The following is a 21,324-nucleotide window of genomic DNA, read 5'->3' as shown; positions in this document are numbered from 1 at the left end:
ATTAAATATTTGTTTTTTGTTTCACATATTCATCAAAAGATAAGGTGTCATTCTTCTCTTTATCTTGTTGTTTTTTAATAGACAAAATGCGCTGTTGAACAAAGTCGCTATCAGTCAATATTGCTAAAGGCTCTGCTGAAAGTTGTTTTTTATATTGAGATGCGAGCACTAACCCAAATTTTGAAGTGCCTAAATCACTGATAGCTTCAAGGGTTCTAGCAGATAAAGTTAATTCAGGTTGGTCAAACATGACATCTAACTTTTCACAAACCTTTCGATATTGTTGGTGTTTATCATTATGATCCAAAACATCCGCAACTCTAAGCAGATCTTTAAATAAATTATGCCCTACTTTTGATAATGGTTCTCGATAACTGCCACAGCCCATACCTATTTCCAATCCTGGTTTACGCCCTTCCATGATGACTCGATTCCAATTTATTTTTGAACACTCAAGTTCCTCACTACTCATTTCTGGAGCTGGCGCTAGTGCACACCAAATTAAAAATAGATCGATGAAACGAATTTGTTCTTCGGTAATACCAATAGGTGAAAAAGGATTAATATCCAAAGCTCGCACTTCAATATACTCAATACCCCCACGCATAAGAGCATCAGAAGGTGATTCTCCAGATCTTGGAACTCTTTTAGGGCGAATTGGTGCATAAAACTCATTCTCAATCTGCAAGACATTATCATTCAATTGACGATAATGACCATCTACCTTAATACCTAATTTACTAAAGTGAGGTGATTTGGTATGTGTAGCTCGTTTAAGACCCTCAACATAAGTATCTAAATGATTGAATGTAATACCTAACTGCTTTTGAGCATTATTTGTATAGCCAATATCACTTAATCTTAACGATGTCGCATAAGGCAGATAACAATTTCCATTTGTTTGTTCAATAAAAGATTTTGCTTTTTCTGGATCTTGAATAAATGATGAACACAAAGATGGAGAGGCACCAAATAAATAAGGAATAACCCACCCAAAGCGATAATAGTTTCGAATCAAAGTAAAATAGCCTTCAGAAATTACAGCTTTACCTTCTTCAGTATTTTTTACTCCATCTCTAGCTTGCCAAAATGCCATGGGTAATGAAAAATTATAATGAACACCTGAAATGGTTTGCATCATTGCGCCATAACGATTTTTTAAACCTTCACGATAAACCGTTTTGAAACGCCCTTCATTCGATGATCCATATTGTGCCAAAATAATGTCATCTTCAGTTGCTACAAAACATGGCATACTTAAGGGCCACATCAACTCTTCTCCAATATTAATACTAGCGTAGCGATGCAAGTCACGCAAAAACGTTAACATGTAATCAATATTGGTATTCACTGGTGTAATGAATTCAAGCAGTGATTCGGCAAAATCAGTTGTGATCCAAGGGTGAGTAAGTGCCGAGCCAATATTGGTTGGGAAAGGTGTTTTTGATATGGAACCATCAGGTAAAATACGTAAAGTTTCTCGCTCAACACCGCGTTGAATGCCTTGTAAAATAGTATAGTGTTTTTCTAACCAGCTAAGTGCTTTAGAAACATCAGGTATCATAATGTTGCGTTTCCTTAGATAAGATTGATTTTTGCCATATTAACATAAATTACAGCCTTCCATAGGCTATTTTGACAGTACATAACCAATAAATTAATGTTTATTTTCATCAAAAAAGATCAATTCATCTATTTTTCCATAATATTAGATTTGTTAATGATAAACACGACAAATGAACATTCATCTGCTTTTCAAAAATATAATGAGCGTCAATAGAGTCGATAATTTACCGACTCTATTGTTTAAAATAATTTGTGATGTGCTAATTATCGCTTTGCTTTTTTTGGTTAGCAACATAAGTTTCATCGACAGGCGTTATCATTTTGTTTTGATGATCGATAAGATAGGTTTTACCGAAACCAATAACAACGCGACCTTTTATTGGTTTAATTTTAAATAAGTTAAAATCATTCATTTCACAAAGCATATAAACCATTTTACTGACTCGTTTCGCCATTTGATCGATGACCTTCTCAAAAACATTAGAATCTTTATCAACAATTTCAGCTATTGCTTGAGAAGTTAAACGCTTACGAGCATAAATATTTTTTGTTTTAGCTTCATCATCAATAATAATAAAAGAAATATGAGGATTTGTTTTCATATTTTGAGCATGTGGTGCTAAATTAGAAATAAGTACATAATAATCATTTCCATCAAAAAAATAAGGTGAATAGCTGGTTTCCACTTCTCCATCTTTATTTATAGTCGACAGGATAACTGTTAATACTGTTTCATGTAAGCTATCTATTGTATCTTGAACGTTATTAGTTTTGGATTCTGCCATAAAAGCTCCTTATCTGATTTAATTGTATATTTTATTTAGCTTATTACACCATATTTTATAATATTAATTGTTTACATAATTTGAAATAAAATGTTATCTGAATGAGAAATTATAATAAAATTGCTCGTTAATGAGTTAGTTTGTAACAATTTAAGTGATCGATGTTTTGAATATTTATCTAATGCATTTGCCGTTCCATTCATTAATATACAATCAGGTTTAGGTAATACAATCCATGCAAAAATTAAGCGCTGTTTTTTGCCTTTAGAGAATCTATTGAAATCTTAATCAAGTAACTTTTGTGCAATCTCTGGAAATAAGAAAATAATTTGAGCGACCTATTTTACTTTTCAATCTGAACTGGTGGCTCCCTTGTTGTTCCAAAGTTCGGTTAAAAATTCATTACCACATCAACAGTAAAGTTTCTACCAGGTGCAGTTTGTAGCTCAATCGGATTGGTTACTTTTATATTATCTTGTGGATTTTTATAATAAGTACTAAACATTGGCCACTTAAAATAACGTCGATCGAAAATATTTAATACAGACACCCTAAAAGTGATAGTTTTACTGGAATGCCAATTCAGGTAAGCATCATAAACAGCATAACCTTTAGGTTTAAATACTTCATCGCTTGCAAAATTATCTTTTGATACGCGTGTCACAGCTTTCGCAAACGTTCCAAGTATTTCAGTCTCAATATTGTATTCAGGAATATGCCATTTAATCTCTACTGTACCTTGTAAAGGCATTGCCTCATTAAAATAGGATTTCTTTTTTCCGAAATTTTCAAGCTTATTACCATATTGATAAGATGCAGAAGTATTTAATGTCCAGTTACTTGAAAGCCGCCATTCGGTAGATGATTCCAATCCCCAAAGATTTACTTTTGATAAATTTTTATACATATAATCTTTAGGTCCTACACGAATAAAGTTTTTAATAAAGTTACTATAGTCAGCCTTAAAAGCACCAAAGCTAAACCAACCATTGGAATAATCACCCCTTACCCCTACTTCGTAGGATTTAACTTTTTCGGGTTTTAAATTTGGATTAGGGATCAAATTCATCGATACTGAAGGTAAAGAAGTATATAACTGTTGAGCAGTTGGCATTTTAAAGCCTTCTGCATAGCGGGCATAAACAGAGTATTGATTTGTGATGTTAAATATTGTTCCTAATTGAGGAATCAAGCGATAAGAAGTTAATATATGTGGCTCTTTTCCTGGAATAATAGAATAATAGTTATCAATTTCAGGCTTAATTTTATAGGTTGCATAACGTAAGCCAGGTTTAACTTGAAAACGCTCAGTAATTATATAAAACTCATCTTGCAAATAAACGTCTGCTCGTCGAGTTTTAGAATTAGCAAAATTAAATCCACCTCCGATGGTTGTTATACCATTTTTTGAATTTTCATTACGATAATCACTGTGGGTAATATCTCCCTGGAATCCATAAACTAAATCATGTTCTGTACCGAAGAGATCAAAATTAGAACTGAATTGTAAATCAATTTGCCAAAATTTCTCTTTATAATCATTAGTGATATAAGTATAAATGGAATTACCCTTTCTATCGATTTGTTGATGGCGAGATTTTAGGTAACGCTCTTGAGGAGAAAAAGAGATCATCGTTTTAATTTGATCTACAAAAGGAAAAACTGGAGACCAGGAGTCTTCTATCGCATAACGCTTTCTTAACTGTATTTGTGTTCTCTTAAAATCGCCATTAAAGGTACCGGATAATTGTAGACCATAATCGTATAATTGTTTAACTAAAGAGTTAGAACGGAAATTTTCAAAAGTCAATTTCGTTTCATGATTATCATTATGAAAGACCAATTTTGATAACAAATTTTCAGTTTTAGCATCTAATGGATTCAGTTTATTACATCTGATTGCCTCTTCACCTCGAGGACATCCCCAAATACCGCCATTCGCTTTAGCTTTTTTTAGCGTTATTTCTTGGTAGTCACGCCGACTGAAATGGATAAGTGCTTCTAAATTTTGCATCAATTCTAATGCGAGCATGCTTGTTTTCGTATTTTGATTATTTAAGCTATCATAAGCACCTTTAATTTGTACTGCATAAGGTTTATTTTTCAATACATCCATCGGATCAATAGTTTTGAATGCAACTACTCCACCCAATGCATCAGCTCCCCATAAAACAGAACCAGGTCCACGCACAATTTCAACATTTTTAATTGTTGATAAATCGATAAAATTCCGATTACCGTCTTGTAACCCTTCGATAACCCTTGCACCATCAACTTGCAACTGTACCCGATTTCCGGCCATTCCTCGAATTCGGATCCCGCCCAAATTGCCAAAAGGATCTGTTCCAGATGTCTGTCTATTTACTGAAATACCAGGAAGATAACGGACTAAATCTTCCATTGTTGTCATTTGATGATCATCAATAGTCTTTTTACTGATGATATCAACGGTTTCAGGAATGGTTAATTTTGCTTTTTTTTGTCGACTAGCTGTCACAGTAATCGTTTCCAATTCATCTGTATCCGCAAATACTGGCAAGGATATTGAAGCTATAAAGAACGTTAAAAAAATATTATTTACTTTCATCCTGACACCATAAAACATATTAATTAATGGTCCAAATTTTGATATTTATCATATTTTTCTATTAATCTAACAAATTTTTTAATGGCAATCAATGATAATAATAATTATTATCATTTTTGTTTGTATTAAATACTTGTAATGTGAAATGGATTAACAAAGAAAAGTTTAATTATAAAGATGCGCAAAAGTATGATTAAATTATTAAAATAAAAGTGTCATTACTGTTAAATTCTTTAAAATCAATAAGGAAAATAAATTTGAAGAACATTGATTAGCCATTACCGACTAATCAAAATCGAATTAAATTTTTTTCGCTAGTAAAACTAAAATTTCCATATGTGATGTATGAGGAAACATATCAAATAACTGAACTTTTAATATTTGATAATGGGTTAAATGTCTTAAATCCTCAGTTAAGGAGGTCAAATTACAGCTAGAGTATAAAACATAGTTTGGTTTAACACGTTCTAAGTATTGCATCAAATCTTTACCTGCTCCACGACGAGGAGGGTTAAGTAGTACTAAATCGGGTATATCTTGTGTCGCAATGGCGTAGTGCGTTGCATCAAGTGATTTGAATGTCAAATGTTTAAAATCTAAAATTTCTGCTGTTTTTGTTGCACACTCTATTGCATCAGAATTAATTTCAATACCTGTTAATTTGATATCATTTGATGTAGCATTATTGACACAACTTAAACCAAAGCCCCCTACACCACAAAAAAGATCCCAAATTGAATTAATCTGCAAACTTGCAACCCATGTACTCGCTGTTTTATAGAGACTTTCTGCAATATACGTATTTGTTTGAAAAAAGCTTTTTGGCTTAATATAAAGAGGAATATGATTTAACATCATAGGTAAAAAGGCGTTATCAGTCAGAATAATTTCTTCACTGCCTTCTAAAATTGCCGCATGTTCAGGTTGAATATTGATTGAGACAACAAGAAGATTTCTAATTTTATCTTGTAATTGTTCATAAGTATTTTTTATTTTTTGAACGAATTTATCTGATTTTACAACGAACCTTAGCATATATTTATGCTCGCCATCACTGACACTCTCATTGATAATAATAAATTTTAATTCGCCTTTCCGCTTATTAATATTATAAGGTACTAAGCCTTGTTTGCGAATATAACTGCGTACAATTTTAAGAATGCTTTGCATACTGTGAGTGTAAAGAGGACAATCACACAAATCAACGTTTTCATCGCCATTTTGAATACCTAAAATCGGTTTTTCTACCGTGCCAAGCACAGCCATTTTAGCTTTATTACGGAAAGCTGTTTCGCTACCAGCAAAAGGAGATTGAACTTCCAAAGGTTTGAATGGAATTAACTGATTTAAAATTTCATTTTGTTTCATATTAAGTTGAGTGAGATATGGATATTTGATCCACTGACAAGATGAACATTTACTTTGTTGATAATAACTACATTGCATCACTATATAACCTTTTTTTATAATCAATAATTATATACTTAAACTTTGCTAATAAATATTAGTTTTCAATTTTATACTAAAACACAGCATTAACCTGAAACTTCTTTACAGAAAAATTATGTATTTAATTCATTAAACTAATTTATTAATCGCGATGATTTGACGAAACAACGGTATATGATAGGATATTGCCATGAAAATTACAGGAACACTTTAATGTCTATTAAGTTAAAAACCCCCGCAGAAATTGAAAAAATGCGTGTAGCAGGTAAGCTTGCTGCTGAAGTTTTAGAAATGATTGAACCTTATGTTAAACCAGGTATTAGTACTGGTGAGCTTGATAAAATCTGTTACGAATATATTGTCAATGTTCAAAAAGCTATTCCCGCCAATATTGGTTATAGTGGTTACCAACATACTACTTGCATTTCAATCAATGATGTCGTTTGTCATGGTATTCCAAGCTTTGATAAAAAATTAAAAGATGGGGATATTTTGAATATTGACGTAACTGTCATTAAAGATGGTTATCATGGTGATACTTCTAGAATGTATATAGCAGGTAAACCCACGGTCGCAGGTGAAAAACTTTGCCAAGTAACTCAACAAAGTTTATATGAAGCGATAAAAATTATCAAACCTGGTATTCGTCTAAAAGAAATTGGTAAGACAATTCAAAAATATGTTGATAAATTCGGTTTTTCATCAGTCCGCGAATATTGTGGGCATGGCATTGGCGAAGTATATCACGACGAACCACAAGTTCTGCATTATGATGCTGATGATGGTGGAGTGATTTTGAAGTCAGGAATGACCTTTACAATTGAACCAATGGTGAATACCGGAGGTTGGCGAACTCGCACAATGAAAGATGGTTGGACAGTAAAAACGAAAGACCGTGGACTTTCTGCCCAATATGAACATACTCTTTTAGTGACGGATAACGGTGTTGAAATTTTAACATTGCGTAGCAATGAGGATTTTCCACGAATTATTGAACATTAAAATAAAAAAGATTCAACAATATTATCATTGTTGAATCTCTTCACTTCAATAAATTTATTCTGAATATCTTAGATTTAATCTATTTCATTCCTGTTTTATTTAATCCATTAACTTTACTTTTAGATATTTTACTTTTATACAATCTTTATAAAGGTCGACACTGTCAATTTATTGTACAACCAAGGTTAAAATAGTTAAAGTAACCACATAAAAAACAAAAAGTCATTTGGGCTTCGATTTAATGAAAATTAATATAACAGGGTATAAAGTTTACGACGATAAACACTTGCTAGAGGATTGCTCGTTCCCAAAGCCGCAAGCAAATCAAGTAAGGTTTTTTTTACTTGCCCTTCTCCCGCATTGAGATCTTGAGTTAATGGTTTAAATAATAACTCAAGTGCTTCTTCATGCCGCCCAACCTGCATTAATTGAGATGATAATTGAATCATCAGTTCAACATTATCAGGCTGATTGATTAATTCAGTTTGAAGTTGTTGTAATTCTGGTGAGTTGGCTGCTTGTTCAAGCAATTCAATCTCAGCTTGCAATCCATGAAAATCCGAGTCTTGATCTTGTAGTGGAATTGTAGCTAAAACTTCTTTAGCTTCACTTAGCTGTTTTTGTTCTATTTGGGCTTTCACTAACATTAAGGCGATATCCGTTCTTGGTTTACCTAAATGATCAGTCAAGGTTTTCCATGCTTGTCTTAATAATGGTAAAGCCTGTTCATATTTGGCTTCATTAAACAAGGTTTGTGCTTCAATTAATTTAAGTTCATCTTCATTTGGTAAGACTTTCTCTAAAAATGCGCTAATCGTTTCCTCTGATTGAGGACCTTGAAAACCATCAACAGGTTGTCCATTTTGAAATAAATAGACAGTAGGGATAGCGCGTAAGCCAAATTGTGCAGCTAACATCTGCTGATCGTCACAGTTTACACTGGCTAAAACGAACTGCCCATGATGTTTATTTGCTAATTTCGTTAATGTTTCTGTCATCGCTTCATAATTTGGGCTCCTAGGAGACCAAAAATAAAATAATACAGGATTTTTAGAAGAGCTTTCAATGATCTTTTGAATATTTTGCTCATTAACATCAAAAATGAATTGGTTTTGCATATTATGTCCTGGGAATATGATGAGTTATTATTTGTTCTTTAAAATTTTATCCATTAATCTGTCAGGAAGCAAACGTTTAGCAATGGCAGCAATTTTGGTTACTTTTGTTACCCTGTAACGAATTTTCGGTTTTGGATGTTCTAACGCATGAAACAGATAAGGTAAAATCGCTTCAGGAGGCAAAGTAAAACGTTTTGCTATCGGAGGATTTTTCACAATATTTTCTTTTTCTGTTTGGTTAACATTATTAGAAAAATGAGTGTTTAATGGACCTGGCTCAATTAAACAAACTTTAATATTTGTATTACTCAGTTCTAATCGTAGCACATCAGACCAAGCTTCTAATGCATATTTACTTGCACTGTAAGCACCTCGGCCTGGTGTTGCTATAATGCCAACAATTGAACTTGTTTGAATAATTCGACCTGTATTTTGTGATAACATGGCTGGCAATAGCAACTGAGTTAACTGATGCACTGCAAAAAAATTAGTCGAAAATTGTGATTCTAACTGCTCTCGATTCATCGTGTTTAATCGTCCATAAAGCCCAAAACCAGCGTTATTGAATAAGGCAAATAACTTACCCTCAGTTAATGCCAATACTTCTTGTGCAGCTCGATTAACTGATTCAGGATTGTCTAGATCAAGCAAAATACATTCAAAACCTTGCTCAATAAGTTTTCTCTGATCGGATTCTTTACGGCATGAGGTAATGACACGATATCCACGTTTTTTTAAGGCAGTAGCGGAAATTAAGCCAATTCCACTAGAACAACCAGTAATAAAAATCGTTCGCAATTTTGTTTGCTCCATTATATTCACATATTGTCAAGTTTGTTTATTGCAATTATGATAGCACATCTAAATTCAAGTTACTCAATGTAAGCCAAGAGGATCAGATGAAAATTGCCATTATTGCAGCAATGGAAGAAGAAGTTACTATACTCAAAAGCAAAATAACCCATTACCATGTCGAACGCCATTTAGGATGTGACTTTCATCTTGGAAAAATCGCAAATTGTGAAATTGTTTTACTGCAATCGGGTATTGGTAAAGTAGCTGCAGCTTCTGGCACTACATTATTATTAAATAATTATCAAGTTGATGCTGTAATCAATACTGGATCAGCAGGAGGACTCTCTTCTGAACTAAACATTGGAGATATTATTGTTTCGAGAGATGTATTTTACCATGATGTTGATTTAACCGCTTTTAGTTATAAACCAGGTCAAATGTCCGGTTGCCCTGTCACTTTTAAAGCTGATCCAAAATATCAATTATTAGCCAAAACCTGCATCCAAAAACAGGGTGTTAATGCTGTTGAAGGATCAATTGGAAGTGGTGATGCTTTTATTAATGGTAAATCCAATTTAGAAAGAATAAAGCAAACCTTCCCTGACGCAATTGCGGTTGAAATGGAAGCAGCAGCAATTGGACACGTTTGTTGGTTATTTAAAATTCCCTTTGTTGTAGTTCGTGCGATTTCAGATAATGGAGATAGTGAATCTGCAGTTGATTTCCAATCTTTTTTAAAATTAGCCGCAACTCAATCATCATTGATTGTTGAATCAATGTTAAGTGAGCTTGCTTAAATGCTCATAACCGGTATTTAATAAGGTTATAAACCGTATTGTTTAAATAAGTTCCCTCTCCAACCAGATAACAATTCTGGTTGATTGCCCTTTTTGTCCGCTTGCCATTTTACATATTGATTAATCAACCGCCGTGATAGTAATAAATCTTGATTAAGCCCCGTATGAGTGCAAATATCTTGTGCGACTTGTTTTAATTCATCACTGATTTTTTTATAATCAGGATAACTGCTTACCCTACAAATTGGCGATAATTGTGGGACCGGTTCTGACAAAATATTTAATATTTTTTGACCATATAAACGAATTTCTTTACCTTTTAAACCCAAAGTACCAAGTTGAACTAATGATGTTGGTGAATATCGAGCGATGTTCCATAATGTCTTTTCATGTACAACAAAATTCAGTGCGATATCTTGTTCTTTCGCCAATTCATAACGCCAACGAGCCAATTTATATAATTGCCCGAGACTTTGCCCTTTTAATTGCCAGCTGTTCTTGATATTTAAATAAGCATCATTTGGATCTGTTGTTTGACATTTACGGGCAATGACCATTTGGCACTCTTGATAAGCTGATTCTAAATACCCTTTTGAACTTAATTGTGCTTTCAAAATAGGGATTAAGGGGTACAAATACAACACATCATTAATCGCATAGTCACACTGTTTATCCGTCAACGGTCTTTTTAACCAATCAGTTCTCGTTTCACTTTTATCGAGATCTACCTGTAAATATTTATTAACTAGGTTTGCATAACCACTACTTAATGGATTATCCAAAAAAGAAGCCAATATTTGGCTATCGATAATAGGTGTTGGAATGGAACCAAATTGATGAAAAAAAACTTCAAGATCTTCGCTGCACGAATGAAAATATTTTTCAATATTAGAATTAGTTAAAATGTTCAAAAAAGCTTGCCAATCAGTAATATTAATCGGATCAATGAGTGCTGCGTATTGACCATTAAAAACTTGTAAAAGTCCTAAATGAGGATAGAACGTTCGGGTACGAACAAACTCAGTATCCAAAGCTAAAGCGGTACTGTTTTCGATTTTTAAACAATAATCAATTAACTGATCATTATTAACAATATATTGATAAGACAAACTTTAAATTCCTATTGAGAAAAATTGATTAATTGAGTGGATTTTTTATCAAAAATTACCTCAATCTCCACTATTTCGGAACGTGTCATTAGTCGAATGGGAGGTCCCCAAAAGCCAAATCCACTACTTACAATGCTAGTAAAATTCTGTTTTATATTTTTATATATCCCATAACTGTTTTGATAGATTAATTTTTCAATAAGGTTAATAGGAAATATTTGCCCAGCATGAGTATGTCCGGAAATCATTAAATCGACACCTAAATTTGCGGGTTCATTTAGATCATGTGGTTGATGATCCAACAATATTATTGGTTTATTCGTATCAGCAAACATTATAAGGTCTGATAATGATGCTCGTTTAATATCATAACGCGAAGAAGAAAAATCATCCCGACCGATGAATGTAATACCTACTTCCTCAAGATAAACTACATCATCTTTTAAAACTTTCATATTGGCTTGTTCATAAGCATTGATAATATCTTGTTCATGATTGCTTTCGTGTTTAATATTCAAATATTCATGATTACCAAAAATAATATACGTACCATATTTTGACTCAAACCTTTGAAATTGCTTATTAAAACCTTTATCTACAAAGGGTTTTAGCTGTCTATCCAATGTATCGCCTGTAATGACAATAAAATCTGCATTGAGCTGATTTACCTTATCAACCATTTGTTGAATCCTATCAGGAAAAGTCATGTCATTAATGTGTATATCACTCAGTTGCACAATACGCAGTTTATTAACCTTTGCCTTTTTATCAATTTTAACTTGGTAGTTAACTATACTAGGCTCTATCGCCATTTCATGACCATAATAACATAATGAAAACACAGCGATAAAATAGACAAATTTAGTTGTTAATTGAGGTTTTAATTTTTTTTTACTGATCCAGCGCCCAATATCAAATAGTATTGTAACTAAAAGACAGCAAATCATTATCGCACTAACGGCATTTAAAATTAGGGGTAACCAATAAGTAGAAATGCTTTCAGATAATCTTGATAAAACTAAAGATAATCCCACCATAACAACAACTGTCCAATAAGCCATTTGATAATAACTTGTTAAAGAAAAGTTAAACCAAAATTGCCATCGTTTTCCTAAATAGACAGCCATTGAGCCACACATGATGATAGCGATAGAAATGGCTATGAGATCTGCAATAGTCATAATTATCCAAACAATAGAACTCAAAAAATGTTATGATAACAGAATTTATTTCATTAGCGCTAATAAGTTTTATGGATATTAAAAAAGACCAATTATTTTCCACACCAATTGATAAGTTAGGCGATTGGACATTCGATGAAAAAGTGGCTGAAGTATTTCCTGATATGGTTCAACGTTCAGTACCGGGTTATTCAAATATTATTTCCATGATTGGTATGCTCGCAGAAAGATTTGTTCAGCCTAATTCAAAAGTTTACGATTTAGGTTGTTCATTAGGAGCAGCAACCCTATCCATTCGTCGTAATGTCAATAATAAAAACTGTCGTATTATTGCTGTTGATAATTCACAGCCAATGGTTGAACGTTGTAAAAGACATATCGAATCTTATAAAGCTGATACTCCTGTCGATGTGATTTGTGACGATATTTGCAATATTGAAATTCGAAATGCCTCAATGGTCGTACTCAATTTTACTTTACAATTTTTAACACCAGAAAACCGCCAACAAGTTTTAAATAAAATCTATCAAGCATTGAAACCTAACGGTGTTTTAGTGCTGTCCGAAAAATTTAGCTTTAATGATTCAACCGTTGATGAATTGCTGTTTAATATGCACCATGATTTTAAACGTGCAAATGGTTATAGTGAACTGGAAATTAGTCAAAAGCGTAATATGCTAGAAAACGTTATGCTAACTGATACCATCGAAATCCATAAAAAGCGTCTATCCGATGCGGGTTTTAAACACATTGACACTTGGTTTCAATGTTTCAATTTTGGCTCAATAATTGCCATTAAGTAACGCATTAATTTAATAAAAAAGGGAAAAAGAATGATTGATTTTGGTGATTTTTACCAGATTATCGCAAAAAATAAACTTAACAAATGGCTTGAAGTCTTACCAGCACAACTTGCCAATTGGCAAAAAAATAATATTGATAACCGTTTTAATCAATGGGTCAATAGCGTCAAACATTTACCTGTGATCGAACCTCATCAAATTGATCTATTAAACAGTGTCACGGTCGAAAGTAACCACCCCATTTCAGACGGTCACCAACAACGTATAACTCAATTGCTTAAGAATATGATGCCTTGGCGTAAAGGTCCTTTTCATCTTTACGGTATTAATGTCGATACTGAATGGCGTTCAGATTGGAAATGGGAACGGTTAATTACTCATATTAATAATCTTGAAGGACAAACTGTATTGGATGTGGGATGCAATAGTGGCTATCATTTATGGCGAATGGTTGGCGCAGGCGCAAAACTAGCGGTTGGTATTGATCCTGTGGCACTTTACCTTTGTCAATTTGAAGCTATTCGGAAATTGTTGGGTAATGATCAACGTGCACATTTATTACCGCTTGGCATTGAAGAGTTGCCTAAACTCAATGCTTTTGATACGGTTTTTTCAATGGGGGTTTTATATCACAGACGTTCTCCTTTGGATCATCTATTTCAATTGAAAGATCAATTGGTTGATGGTGGGCAGCTAATACTTGAAACTTTAGTTATCGATGGTGAGCTACATGAAGCATTAATGCCAGGTGAACGTTATGCTCAAATGCGCAATGTCTACTTTATTCCATCGGTACCAACTATGATGAATTGGTTACACAAATGTGGATTTTCTGAGATTAAGATGGTTGATAAATCAGTAACAAGTTTGGATGAACAACGTAAAACTGACTGGATGACTTCAGATTCATTAGCGGATTTCTTAGATCCAAACGATTCAAGTAAAACCATTGAAGGCTACCCAGCACCAATGCGGGCAGTTTTTGTAGCTAAGAAGTAACGTTTGTCACTCAACCTCCCTCTTTTAGTCCCCCTTATCTAATAATAATGATGAGGGGGTAAATGATTAATTTGAATAACACTGATTTTTAGGTTCGACAAGATGAAAATGAGGTTTACTAACCAATGATATTCCCTATTGCTATTTGGATTATTTCAAAAATCATGAAAAATTTGTAAAAAAGTTTGAGGTGAACTATACGTTTGAGTATAAAATCACTTTATTTATTAAATTTTAATCCATACCTTTCATTATCAACTTACCAAACCAGTTTTATAACCATCGAATTAATAGAGATTATTTTGAAGTTAGTTCATTTCATTGACAAATTTCTTTAATCGAAAGTATTGCTGGTACATTTCGATGATCAGTATATTTAAAGCGGAATAAAAAATGGATATCGTAATAATTCAGTACATTAATCAAATCTTCATTATGACAAAATTCTTGATTAAATCTCATTCTAAGATCTTCAGCGATATGCTGAGCAAGTATGGTTTGACTGTCAGATGGGATGTTAAATTCAAATAAAATATTATTACTATTGTAGCTAATATTAGTAATTTCAGTTCCATCTTCGGTTTTAAAGGGAAATTTTCCTTTTTCACCTAATAGGGATCTTTTGGCGCTTTCAACAATTGCTAAACTTACTTTATTAACCAAAGGCAAATCATTATTGCTATAAACGGATGAAAAAAACATCACACCAGCACCTAAAACGATTAATTTAAACAAATTTCTCATTATTTTATCCTTTAATCCTACTTTATCACTCCTCTTATTACGGTGAAGTTTATGCTTCTCTCAGCCTGTGCATGCCTATATTCTTCGGTAAATAAGAGTAATGCTTTATTTTTCTTAGCAAATTTTAATGTTTTTACTTAAATAAATACAAAATGATAATTATATTACACAAAATTTAAGAATAAAAAGAGTATTTAAGAATTATAGCAATGGCGTGCATATAAAATAAAAAAGGTAACACATTGGTTACCTTAAATTATAACAAAAAAAGTTATTTCTTATTTGGGTGAGGATCTTTAACTGAATCACCTTGACCAGACATAACATACCACCCATTTTTACTATGAGGTTTTTTGTTATGATCTGGGCAAGGAGGCAACGATTTTTTACTCTGATTTGAATATACATAGCCACAATCAGCACATTTGAAAGTGCCCGCTGACACATCACTACCGTATGCAGCAAATTTTTGTACCATTATAAGCTCCTCCAGTAAAATTATATGAATGATAAGTACAACACTTATCACCTCCTATATATAAACGCTGATGCAGCAATAAATCAAGCTAAGAGTTGGTTTTATTTTGTCCATTTTCATTATCTAAGCATTATGAAAATAGTTTATTTACAAATAAATTAAAGAGTAATTTTCTATAAGTTAACCTAAATCAATTGATGCTGGTTATGGAAGCCGTTCACAATTTATCCATTATAATAATTAATAACTTTTACCGCCATAAAACCAGTAACGGTGAATTATGTACCAACGGTTAATAATACTCTCCAATTATCTATTCTTGTCTAGCTGAACAAACAGAACCATTTTTTAAATTATCATCTGATTGCCAACAAAATTTGTGCAATAATAATACAATAAAACGTTAATCCTTGGTTACAGGTAGCAATGCTGTCGCTTCAACCCCTCAAAGTCGCAGTAATGACCGATAAAGATCAAACTCCTTACCCGTATACAAAATACCGTACAATGGGAAATAACAATGATTTGTAATCCCGATATTGCGGTATTGCAAGAAATCTGCTGTAAGGTAAACAAATATAATTGTTTATTTTTTCAAAAAAATAAACCAAGCAATTAAAATGGTTCCGACTATGATAAAGGTTTGCATTAACCGATTTTTTATATTATTACTGACTTGTTTTATCTTAACTCCATCGATAAATTGATCAAATAACTGAATAAAATCATCAAAGGAATCTGAAACATGAGCTATGCCCTGCGCTTCATTTGACCATAAATAAATAGTTCCATAATCTTCCTCTTTTAATGAGATGAGATAACTATTAAGATTATGATCATAAGCAAAAGGTAACATGAATTGCAATTCTGGATTATTTAACAAAAATTCATTATAAATTCTAGTGATAGTCGAATTGCCATATTTTATGCTATAAAAACCACTCAAATATTCACAATTATGATCATTTACGTTAGGAAAATCACCGCCATTAAATTCATGGAAAAAATCGAGAAAAGAAGAGGGAATTTTTTCATCAAATAATCGGTTAAATTCAATAATATCATCGTAGGTTAATTTTTGTTGACTATTCTCAAGTATCAATGCCATTTTACATTTCCTTTATTATGTTAACTAGTTAACTAGTTAACTTTCCTATGGTAATCACCCTATGACTTGTTCAATTTTAATATTACTATATTCAAATATGCAGTATTTTGTATTTCTATAAAAACATTATAAATCATATAAATAACGAAATCCATTCTGAGAGTAAAAGATAATGACAAAAAAATGATATTGGGAGCTACTATCGATAATTTTGTAAATTTACAATCAAATTGATGATAAATTTGTCACAGTTCAAAGTATTTAGCTAAACTGATTTTAACAAAAAACTGGGAGGTATTTTTTCCGTTTCTGATTATTTGGAAGATTAAAGAAAATGTATTTTCATAAATTCGAGAATTTACTTAAAAATTAGGATTATGTGCACTTATAATTATGTATATTATGTATATTAAGTAAAAAGTATAAATTTTGTTCTATTTAATCAGGATTAATATGTTGAAAGAAATGAATAAACATTCATTGTTATTACATATAGTTATATTAACATCACTATACTTTTTTTCTACGATTTATCAAATTGAGGCTAGCAAATTTTTAAAACAAATTCGATTTTAAATATAATTGAAAACACTTTCAAAATATGACTTAAAATTTTTACTTTGTGTTTATTACATTTTTCCTGTACTGCATTTTTTACTGGTACCTTGAAAGACATTTGAAAATAGCGCTAAAATGAAAAAGAACATATCATCATGAGCAAGTATTTTAAAGCCATAGCAAACCGCAATAAATATGTATTTATTTTATCAGCAGAATTTGAGCATAATTTACTTAAAACTATCTATGAATTTCTCTCATTTTTTACCGTTAAAATAATAAATTAATTATACTGTTAACTTACTGTATTTCAATGTAAATAGTATTTAATACAGACATTTATAACAAATCTCATATCAAACTATCTTTAAAAAAATGTTCTAATTTATCAAAGGGAATTTTATTGGTGGTATTATCATATAAATCAGTATGCACCGCATTAGGAATAATCATTAATTCTTTATTTTTACTGCCAACCATTTTAAACGCATCTTCTGAAAAGTAACGAGAATGCGCTTTTTCACCGGCGATAATTAATGTTGGGCACTCAATTTCATGGGCATGATTCAATAACGACTGATTAATAAATGAAAGTGGCATACTTAACACCCATGAACCATTCGGATTTGAATTGACAGAACGAATATGAAAACCACGTTTAGTGGTATAAAAAAGAGAATAATCTGCAATAAATTGTGGTGTTTCATCCGTGATTTGATCAACGGTAATGTTGTTTCTTGGATTCAACGTGGCATAACTATTTTGTGAATCGTCCCAACGGCTATTATTCAATGACTGTTTCATTGCTAATCGTTGCCCTTCTGTCATGCTATCATTATAACCTTTAGAAATAACTCGACTCATATCGTACATGACAACGGTTGCTACTGCTTTAATTCGTGTATCAATCGATGAGGCATTTAAAGCCATACCACCCCAACCACAAATCCCCAAAATGCCAATGTGCTCCCGCTCAACGCAATCTATAGATCCAAGATAATCAATAGCGGCACTAAAATCTTCGGTATTGATTTCAACTGATGCTTGATTACGCGGTAACCCACTGCTTTCACCAGTAAAAGAGGGATCAAATGCCAAAGCAATAAATCCTCGCTCTGCTAGAGTTTGCGCATAAAAACCTGATACCTGCTCTTTTACAGCGCCAAATGGTCCTGCGACAACAATAGCAGATAATTTATCTGGGCTGTTTTTTGGGCGATATAGATCTGCGGCAAGCGTAATGCCATAACGATTTTTAAACGTGACTTTAAAATGCTCAACTTTATCACTTTGCAGAAAAATCTTATCCCAACGTTGTTCTAACTGAATTGTCTGAGGTGGAACTGTAATTTGAGAATGTATATCATTCATGTCAATATCTCACATTGAAATTAATGTTTTAAATCTAATTAATTAGCATAATTTTTGGAAATCTTCTTCAGATACCGCTTCACACCATTCATTATAGGTATCCTCACCCGGCACTTCGATAGCGATATGGCTAAACCATGAGTCAATCTTAGCGCCATGCCAATGTTTTACATTCGCAGGAATGGTGATAACCATACCGGGCTCTAAACTTATTGGCTTATCCCCATATTTTTGATACCAACCGCTACCAGCTATACATAATAAAATTTGCCCCCCACCTTGTGATGCATGATGAATATGCCAATTATTTCGACAGCCAGGTTCAAATGTGACATTTGCAACTAATAAAGGAGACTTTGCTGTTAATAAATTTAGATAAGATTGACCAATAAAATATTTAGCATAATTTACATTCGGCTCACCCTGTCCAAATAAATTATGTTTTTCAAATTCAGATTGACTGATTATTTTCATAATAACTATCCTCGTCAGGAAATGATTTAAAGCTATCTGTGTAATAAAACTTATTTTGTGAAACATGGATATATTTACTATATCCATTTGGTTGTAATTTTTTATTGGCCTTTTACTGCACGGTTGAATCGTTCAAATTCGATTTCACCAATTTTTGATTTTAAAATATTCGCAATGCCATCTAATTGAGTGGAAGATACCCCGACATTTTGCGCAATTTGAACATGAGATTTAATCTGACTATCGGCACCTTGCAAGGTTGATAGCGCAGCTAATGTCGCTATCTCTCTATCTTCATAACTCAAAATATCTCGACCAAAAATATCGCCAAAAAGATGGGCTTTTAAAAATTGATCAATAGTAGGTGAAAAATCCATAATGCCACCCGTAACCGGTTTGCCTACAACTTTTGTTTGAATTTTTGTACCCAATTCTAAAGCGCTTAAATTAGTCGGTAATGGTGCCGAAGTAGAACCAACTGTGTCAGTAATGCCTTCTTTTTGACGTTCTTCTAGTAGCGCTTTAAAGGCACTCAAACCATTTAAACTTCTTGGAAAACCTACATAGGCATAAAGTTGAACTAAAATTTCTTTAATTTCATTGATGGTTAATCCTTGATTCAATCCATCAATGAAAGCTTGCTTTAAGCCAATCATATCGCCTTTAGACATAAAAGCGGAAATAGTAACAATCGATCCTTGTTTTGGTGTTAAAATATTCATAGCCTTTGCCCTTAAACAATTAGTTAATACTGCAAACTTTTGCTAACCACCCTAGATTTTGACTATTAAGTGCGACTAAAAATGATAGATAATTTATTAATGTTAGATACTGATACGAATGTATTTCACTTCGTTTTTGATTATTATAAGATCTGATAATAATATCCAATAGAGCCGATCCTGCCAAAAAGTTGCCTAATCCTATCAGAAATCATATGCTAATAGAGAAATCTAAATAAATAGAGAAATCTCTATGTTAAAAAAAGAAATTAAAAAAATAATGCTAAAAAGAATGCCAACTGTGGGTGACTATCCAACACAAATTAAAAACTTTGGCATTTATAGGCGTGAAGTTGGCAAAAATAAAGATATTTGTTTAGAAAATTGTTTTTATCAACCTATGATCACAATGATAATACAAGGTGAAAAAAGCTCTCTGCTTGGCACCAAACTTTATCATTATAAAGAAGGTGATTATCTTATAACCTCGATTGATATTCCAACGATAAATACAATTAAAAATGCGACGACAAACGCCCCATTTCTTTCATTGTCACTTTTGATTGATAATAATTTAATTAAAGAGTTATTAATACAATACCCGGAATTAAATAAACCTTCGCAACAAAGTTTTAATGGTATTATTATCTCAAAGGCGGAAGATGATCTAATCAATGCTTTTTATCGATTGCTTAAGTTGCTGGATAAACCTGAACAAATTTCGGTTTTAGCACCACTAATCATAAAAGAAATTCATTATCTACTCTTAATCGGTCCATTTGGTGAAGCGCTAATATCAATTTGTATGCCAGAAACAAGAAGTTATCGTATTGCGAATACGATAGATTGGCTAAAAGAACATTTTAGAGAGCCGATAAAAATGGAACAATTAGCCAATCAAGCGAATATGTCACTCTCTAGCTTTTATCGTCATTTTAAAAAAGTAACAAGTTTAAGCCCATTGCAGTTTCAAAAACAACTTAGATTACATGAAGGTCGGCGTTTAATGGTCAGCGAGAATATGACAGCGATTCAAGCGAGTTTAAAAGTCGGTTACGAAAGTGCAACACAATTTAATCGAGAATATAAAAACTTATTCAACCAAACACCCTTGCAAGATGTGCTAAAAATACGCAAAGGTTCTCGAAAGGTCTAAATTAGAGCTAAGTTAGAATGTGTTAATTAGAAAAGCTAATATTACCGGCATATGCTAAATATCATAATTTACGCTCTATTGCATTAACTCGAATCTCTCTGGCATTAGCCTAAAATGGAACAACTGATACAGCTAACCTTACAATTTTAGATTCTGATGCATTACTACATAACTTCTCAAGTATGGATGGTATGATGTTATACGCAGGATCTGGATCAAATAACCATTCTAGATGTGAGTTATTTGAATAAGCTGTAATTGGAGAAATTAAGCTCAAACAATAGCCATCATCATTCTCTGATTGCCCTTTCCATTCGAATTTTCTTTTTTATTATAAGAAGATTTCTATTAATGATGAAACTAAACCATTACGAGTGGTTTAGGTGACAAAACTTTTAGAAATTCGCCACCTCCCCCCGTAAAAATAAAATCCGGTAAAAACGGTTCATACAATTGACTGCATTTGAAGTCTCTGTCCAGTAAAAGTTTGTTGAATGATAGACAACTATTTTCAATTCATCA

19 protein-coding genes are annotated in these 21,324 nt (G+C 32.5%); 5 read left to right on the top strand and 14 right to left on the bottom strand.

Annotated elements, in window-relative coordinates:
- Position 1: 1 nt before the first annotated feature.
- The 4 genes from gshA to rlmC all read right to left on the bottom strand — a co-directional run bounded on the left by gshA (position 2) and on the right by rlmC (position 6,384).
- Positions 2-1,564: a glutamate--cysteine ligase gene (gshA, locus tag J3U19_RS11085; protein WP_267342032.1), complete on the bottom strand. Its 1,563-nt coding sequence runs from the start codon at positions 1,562-1,564 to the stop codon at positions 2-4.
- Positions 1,565-1,826: 262 nt separating this feature from the next.
- Positions 1,827-2,351 carry a HugZ family protein gene (locus J3U19_RS11080; protein ID WP_267346329.1) on the bottom strand — a complete coding sequence of 175 codons (525 nt, stop codon included), beginning with the start codon at positions 2,349-2,351 and terminating at the stop codon, positions 1,827-1,829.
- Positions 2,352-2,742: 391 nt separating this feature from the next.
- Complete coding sequence (locus J3U19_RS11075; protein ID WP_267342035.1) at positions 2,743-4,938, bottom strand: TonB-dependent hemoglobin/transferrin/lactoferrin family receptor; 2,196 nt, start codon at positions 4,936-4,938, stop codon at positions 2,743-2,745.
- Positions 4,939-5,238: 300 nt separating this feature from the next.
- Positions 5,239-6,384, bottom strand: a complete 1,146-nt coding sequence (rlmC, locus tag J3U19_RS11070) for a 23S rRNA (uracil(747)-C(5))-methyltransferase RlmC (RefSeq protein WP_267346328.1) — start codon at positions 6,382-6,384, stop codon at positions 5,239-5,241.
- 216 nt (positions 6,385-6,600) lie between these two features.
- On the opposite strand from rlmC, the gene map reads away from it, so the two are divergent.
- Positions 6,601-7,389, top strand: a complete 789-nt coding sequence (map, locus tag J3U19_RS11065; protein WP_267342038.1) for a type I methionyl aminopeptidase — start codon at positions 6,601-6,603, stop codon at positions 7,387-7,389.
- A 248-nt stretch (positions 7,390-7,637) separates the two neighbouring features.
- Here the strand turns inward: map and J3U19_RS11060 are convergent, their stop codons facing one another.
- Together J3U19_RS11060 and J3U19_RS11055 are read right to left on the bottom strand one after the other, a co-directional pair.
- Positions 7,638-8,507, bottom strand: a complete 870-nt coding sequence (locus J3U19_RS11060; protein ID WP_267346327.1) for a co-chaperone YbbN — start codon at positions 8,505-8,507, stop codon at positions 7,638-7,640.
- 27 nt (positions 8,508-8,534) lie between these two features.
- Positions 8,535-9,320 (bottom strand): SDR family oxidoreductase, encoded by a 786-nt coding sequence (locus tag J3U19_RS11055; RefSeq protein WP_267346326.1) that lies wholly within the window; start codon positions 9,318-9,320, stop codon positions 8,535-8,537.
- A gap of 86 nt (positions 9,321-9,406) precedes the next feature.
- Here J3U19_RS11055 and J3U19_RS11050 point away from each other — a divergent pair, with 86 nt between their 5' ends.
- The gene (locus tag J3U19_RS11050) at positions 9,407-10,099 is read left to right on the top strand and encodes a 5'-methylthioadenosine/adenosylhomocysteine nucleosidase (RefSeq protein WP_267342041.1); all 693 of its coding nucleotides are present in this window, start codon (positions 9,407-9,409) and stop codon (positions 10,097-10,099) included.
- Positions 10,100-10,125: 26 nt separating this feature from the next.
- On the opposite strand, the gene rnd is transcribed toward J3U19_RS11050, so the two are convergent.
- Both rnd and J3U19_RS11040 read right to left on the bottom strand, forming a co-directional pair.
- Positions 10,126-11,208, bottom strand: coding sequence for a ribonuclease D (gene rnd / locus J3U19_RS11045; protein WP_267342042.1), 1,083 nt, complete (start codon positions 11,206-11,208; stop codon positions 10,126-10,128).
- Positions 11,209-11,219: 11 nt separating this feature from the next.
- Positions 11,220-12,389, bottom strand: coding sequence for a metallophosphoesterase (locus tag J3U19_RS11040; protein ID WP_267346324.1), 1,170 nt, complete (start codon positions 12,387-12,389; stop codon positions 11,220-11,222).
- A 32-nt stretch (positions 12,390-12,421) separates the two neighbouring features.
- On the opposite strand from J3U19_RS11040, the gene cmoA reads away from it, so the two are divergent.
- Positions 12,422-13,192, top strand: coding sequence for a carboxy-S-adenosyl-L-methionine synthase CmoA (gene cmoA / locus J3U19_RS11035; RefSeq protein WP_267342045.1), 771 nt, complete (start codon positions 12,422-12,424; stop codon positions 13,190-13,192).
- A 30-nt stretch (positions 13,193-13,222) separates the two neighbouring features.
- Positions 13,223-14,191, top strand: a complete 969-nt coding sequence (cmoB, locus tag J3U19_RS11030; protein WP_267342046.1) for a tRNA 5-methoxyuridine(34)/uridine 5-oxyacetic acid(34) synthase CmoB — start codon at positions 13,223-13,225, stop codon at positions 14,189-14,191.
- A gap of 318 nt (positions 14,192-14,509) precedes the next feature.
- On the opposite strand, the gene J3U19_RS11025 is transcribed toward cmoB, so the two are convergent.
- The 6 genes from J3U19_RS11025 to J3U19_RS11000 all read right to left on the bottom strand — a co-directional run bounded on the left by J3U19_RS11025 (position 14,510) and on the right by J3U19_RS11000 (position 19,646).
- Complete coding sequence (locus tag J3U19_RS11025; RefSeq protein ID WP_267342047.1) at positions 14,510-14,935, bottom strand: hypothetical protein; 426 nt, start codon at positions 14,933-14,935, stop codon at positions 14,510-14,512.
- Positions 14,936-15,206: 271 nt separating this feature from the next.
- A complete protein-coding gene (locus tag J3U19_RS11020; RefSeq protein ID WP_267342049.1) occupies positions 15,207-15,413 on the bottom strand; it encodes a hypothetical protein in 207 nt (68 codons plus the stop codon).
- A gap of 586 nt (positions 15,414-15,999) precedes the next feature.
- The gene (locus J3U19_RS11015) at positions 16,000-16,521 is read right to left on the bottom strand and encodes an SMI1/KNR4 family protein (RefSeq protein WP_267342050.1); all 522 of its coding nucleotides are present in this window, start codon (positions 16,519-16,521) and stop codon (positions 16,000-16,002) included.
- 909 nt (positions 16,522-17,430) lie between these two features.
- Entirely contained in the window at positions 17,431-18,450 is a 1,020-nt protein-coding gene (locus J3U19_RS11010; protein ID WP_267346322.1) for an alpha/beta hydrolase, read from the bottom strand.
- A gap of 42 nt (positions 18,451-18,492) precedes the next feature.
- The gene (locus J3U19_RS11005; RefSeq protein ID WP_267346321.1) at positions 18,493-18,924 is read right to left on the bottom strand and encodes a cupin domain-containing protein; all 432 of its coding nucleotides are present in this window, start codon (positions 18,922-18,924) and stop codon (positions 18,493-18,495) included.
- Positions 18,925-19,025: 101 nt separating this feature from the next.
- Complete coding sequence (locus tag J3U19_RS11000; protein WP_267346320.1) at positions 19,026-19,646, bottom strand: carboxymuconolactone decarboxylase family protein; 621 nt, start codon at positions 19,644-19,646, stop codon at positions 19,026-19,028.
- Between the two features lie 253 nt (positions 19,647-19,899).
- On the opposite strand from J3U19_RS11000, the gene J3U19_RS10995 reads away from it, so the two are divergent.
- The gene (locus J3U19_RS10995) at positions 19,900-20,802 is read left to right on the top strand and encodes an AraC family transcriptional regulator (RefSeq protein WP_267346318.1); all 903 of its coding nucleotides are present in this window, start codon (positions 19,900-19,902) and stop codon (positions 20,800-20,802) included.
- Positions 20,803-21,324: the final 522 nt, after the last annotated feature.

It is taken from the genome of Gilliamella sp. B2828 (assembly GCF_026537125.1).
GTDB lineage: Bacteria > Pseudomonadota > Gammaproteobacteria > Enterobacterales > Orbaceae > Gilliamella.
Note: the sequence above shows the minus strand (reverse complement) of the source record. Positions and strands in the feature narration are given on the sequence as shown.

What these genes read in the sequence shown, in the direction of transcription:
- gshA (WP_267342032.1), bottom strand. Translation starts at nt 1,564, where the DNA reads ATGATACCTGATGTTTCTAAAGCACTTAGCTGGTTAGAAAAACACTAT.
- J3U19_RS11080 (WP_267346329.1), bottom strand. Translation starts at nt 2,351, where the DNA reads ATGGCAGAATCCAAAACTAATAACGTTCAAGATACAATAGATAGCTTA.
- J3U19_RS11075 (WP_267342035.1), bottom strand. Translation starts at nt 4,938, where the DNA reads ATGAAAGTAAATAATATTTTTTTAACGTTCTTTATAGCTTCAATATCC.
- rlmC (WP_267346328.1), bottom strand. Translation starts at nt 6,384, where the DNA reads ATGCAATGTAGTTATTATCAACAAAGTAAATGTTCATCTTGTCAGTGG.
- map (WP_267342038.1), top strand. Translation starts at nt 6,601, where the DNA reads ATGTCTATTAAGTTAAAAACCCCCGCAGAAATTGAAAAAATGCGTGTA.
- J3U19_RS11060 (WP_267346327.1), bottom strand. Translation starts at nt 8,507, where the DNA reads ATGCAAAACCAATTCATTTTTGATGTTAATGAGCAAAATATTCAAAAG.
- J3U19_RS11055 (WP_267346326.1), bottom strand. Translation starts at nt 9,320, where the DNA reads ATGGAGCAAACAAAATTGCGAACGATTTTTATTACTGGTTGTTCTAGT.
- J3U19_RS11050 (WP_267342041.1), top strand. Translation starts at nt 9,407, where the DNA reads ATGAAAATTGCCATTATTGCAGCAATGGAAGAAGAAGTTACTATACTC.
- J3U19_RS11040 (WP_267346324.1), bottom strand. Translation starts at nt 12,389, where the DNA reads ATGACTATTGCAGATCTCATAGCCATTTCTATCGCTATCATCATGTGT.
- cmoA (WP_267342045.1), top strand. Translation starts at nt 12,422, where the DNA reads ATGATAACAGAATTTATTTCATTAGCGCTAATAAGTTTTATGGATATT.
- cmoB (WP_267342046.1), top strand. Translation starts at nt 13,223, where the DNA reads ATGATTGATTTTGGTGATTTTTACCAGATTATCGCAAAAAATAAACTT.
- J3U19_RS11025 (WP_267342047.1), bottom strand. Translation starts at nt 14,935, where the DNA reads ATGAGAAATTTGTTTAAATTAATCGTTTTAGGTGCTGGTGTGATGTTT.
- J3U19_RS11020 (WP_267342049.1), bottom strand. Translation starts at nt 15,413, where the DNA reads ATGGTACAAAAATTTGCTGCATACGGTAGTGATGTGTCAGCGGGCACT.
- J3U19_RS11015 (WP_267342050.1), bottom strand. Translation starts at nt 16,521, where the DNA reads ATGGCATTGATACTTGAGAATAGTCAACAAAAATTAACCTACGATGAT.
- J3U19_RS11010 (WP_267346322.1), bottom strand. Translation starts at nt 18,450, where the DNA reads ATGAATGATATACATTCTCAAATTACAGTTCCACCTCAGACAATTCAG.
- J3U19_RS11005 (WP_267346321.1), bottom strand. Translation starts at nt 18,924, where the DNA reads ATGAAAATAATCAGTCAATCTGAATTTGAAAAACATAATTTATTTGGA.
- J3U19_RS11000 (WP_267346320.1), bottom strand. Translation starts at nt 19,646, where the DNA reads ATGAATATTTTAACACCAAAACAAGGATCGATTGTTACTATTTCCGCT.
- J3U19_RS10995 (WP_267346318.1), top strand. Translation starts at nt 19,900, where the DNA reads ATGTTAAAAAAAGAAATTAAAAAAATAATGCTAAAAAGAATGCCAACT.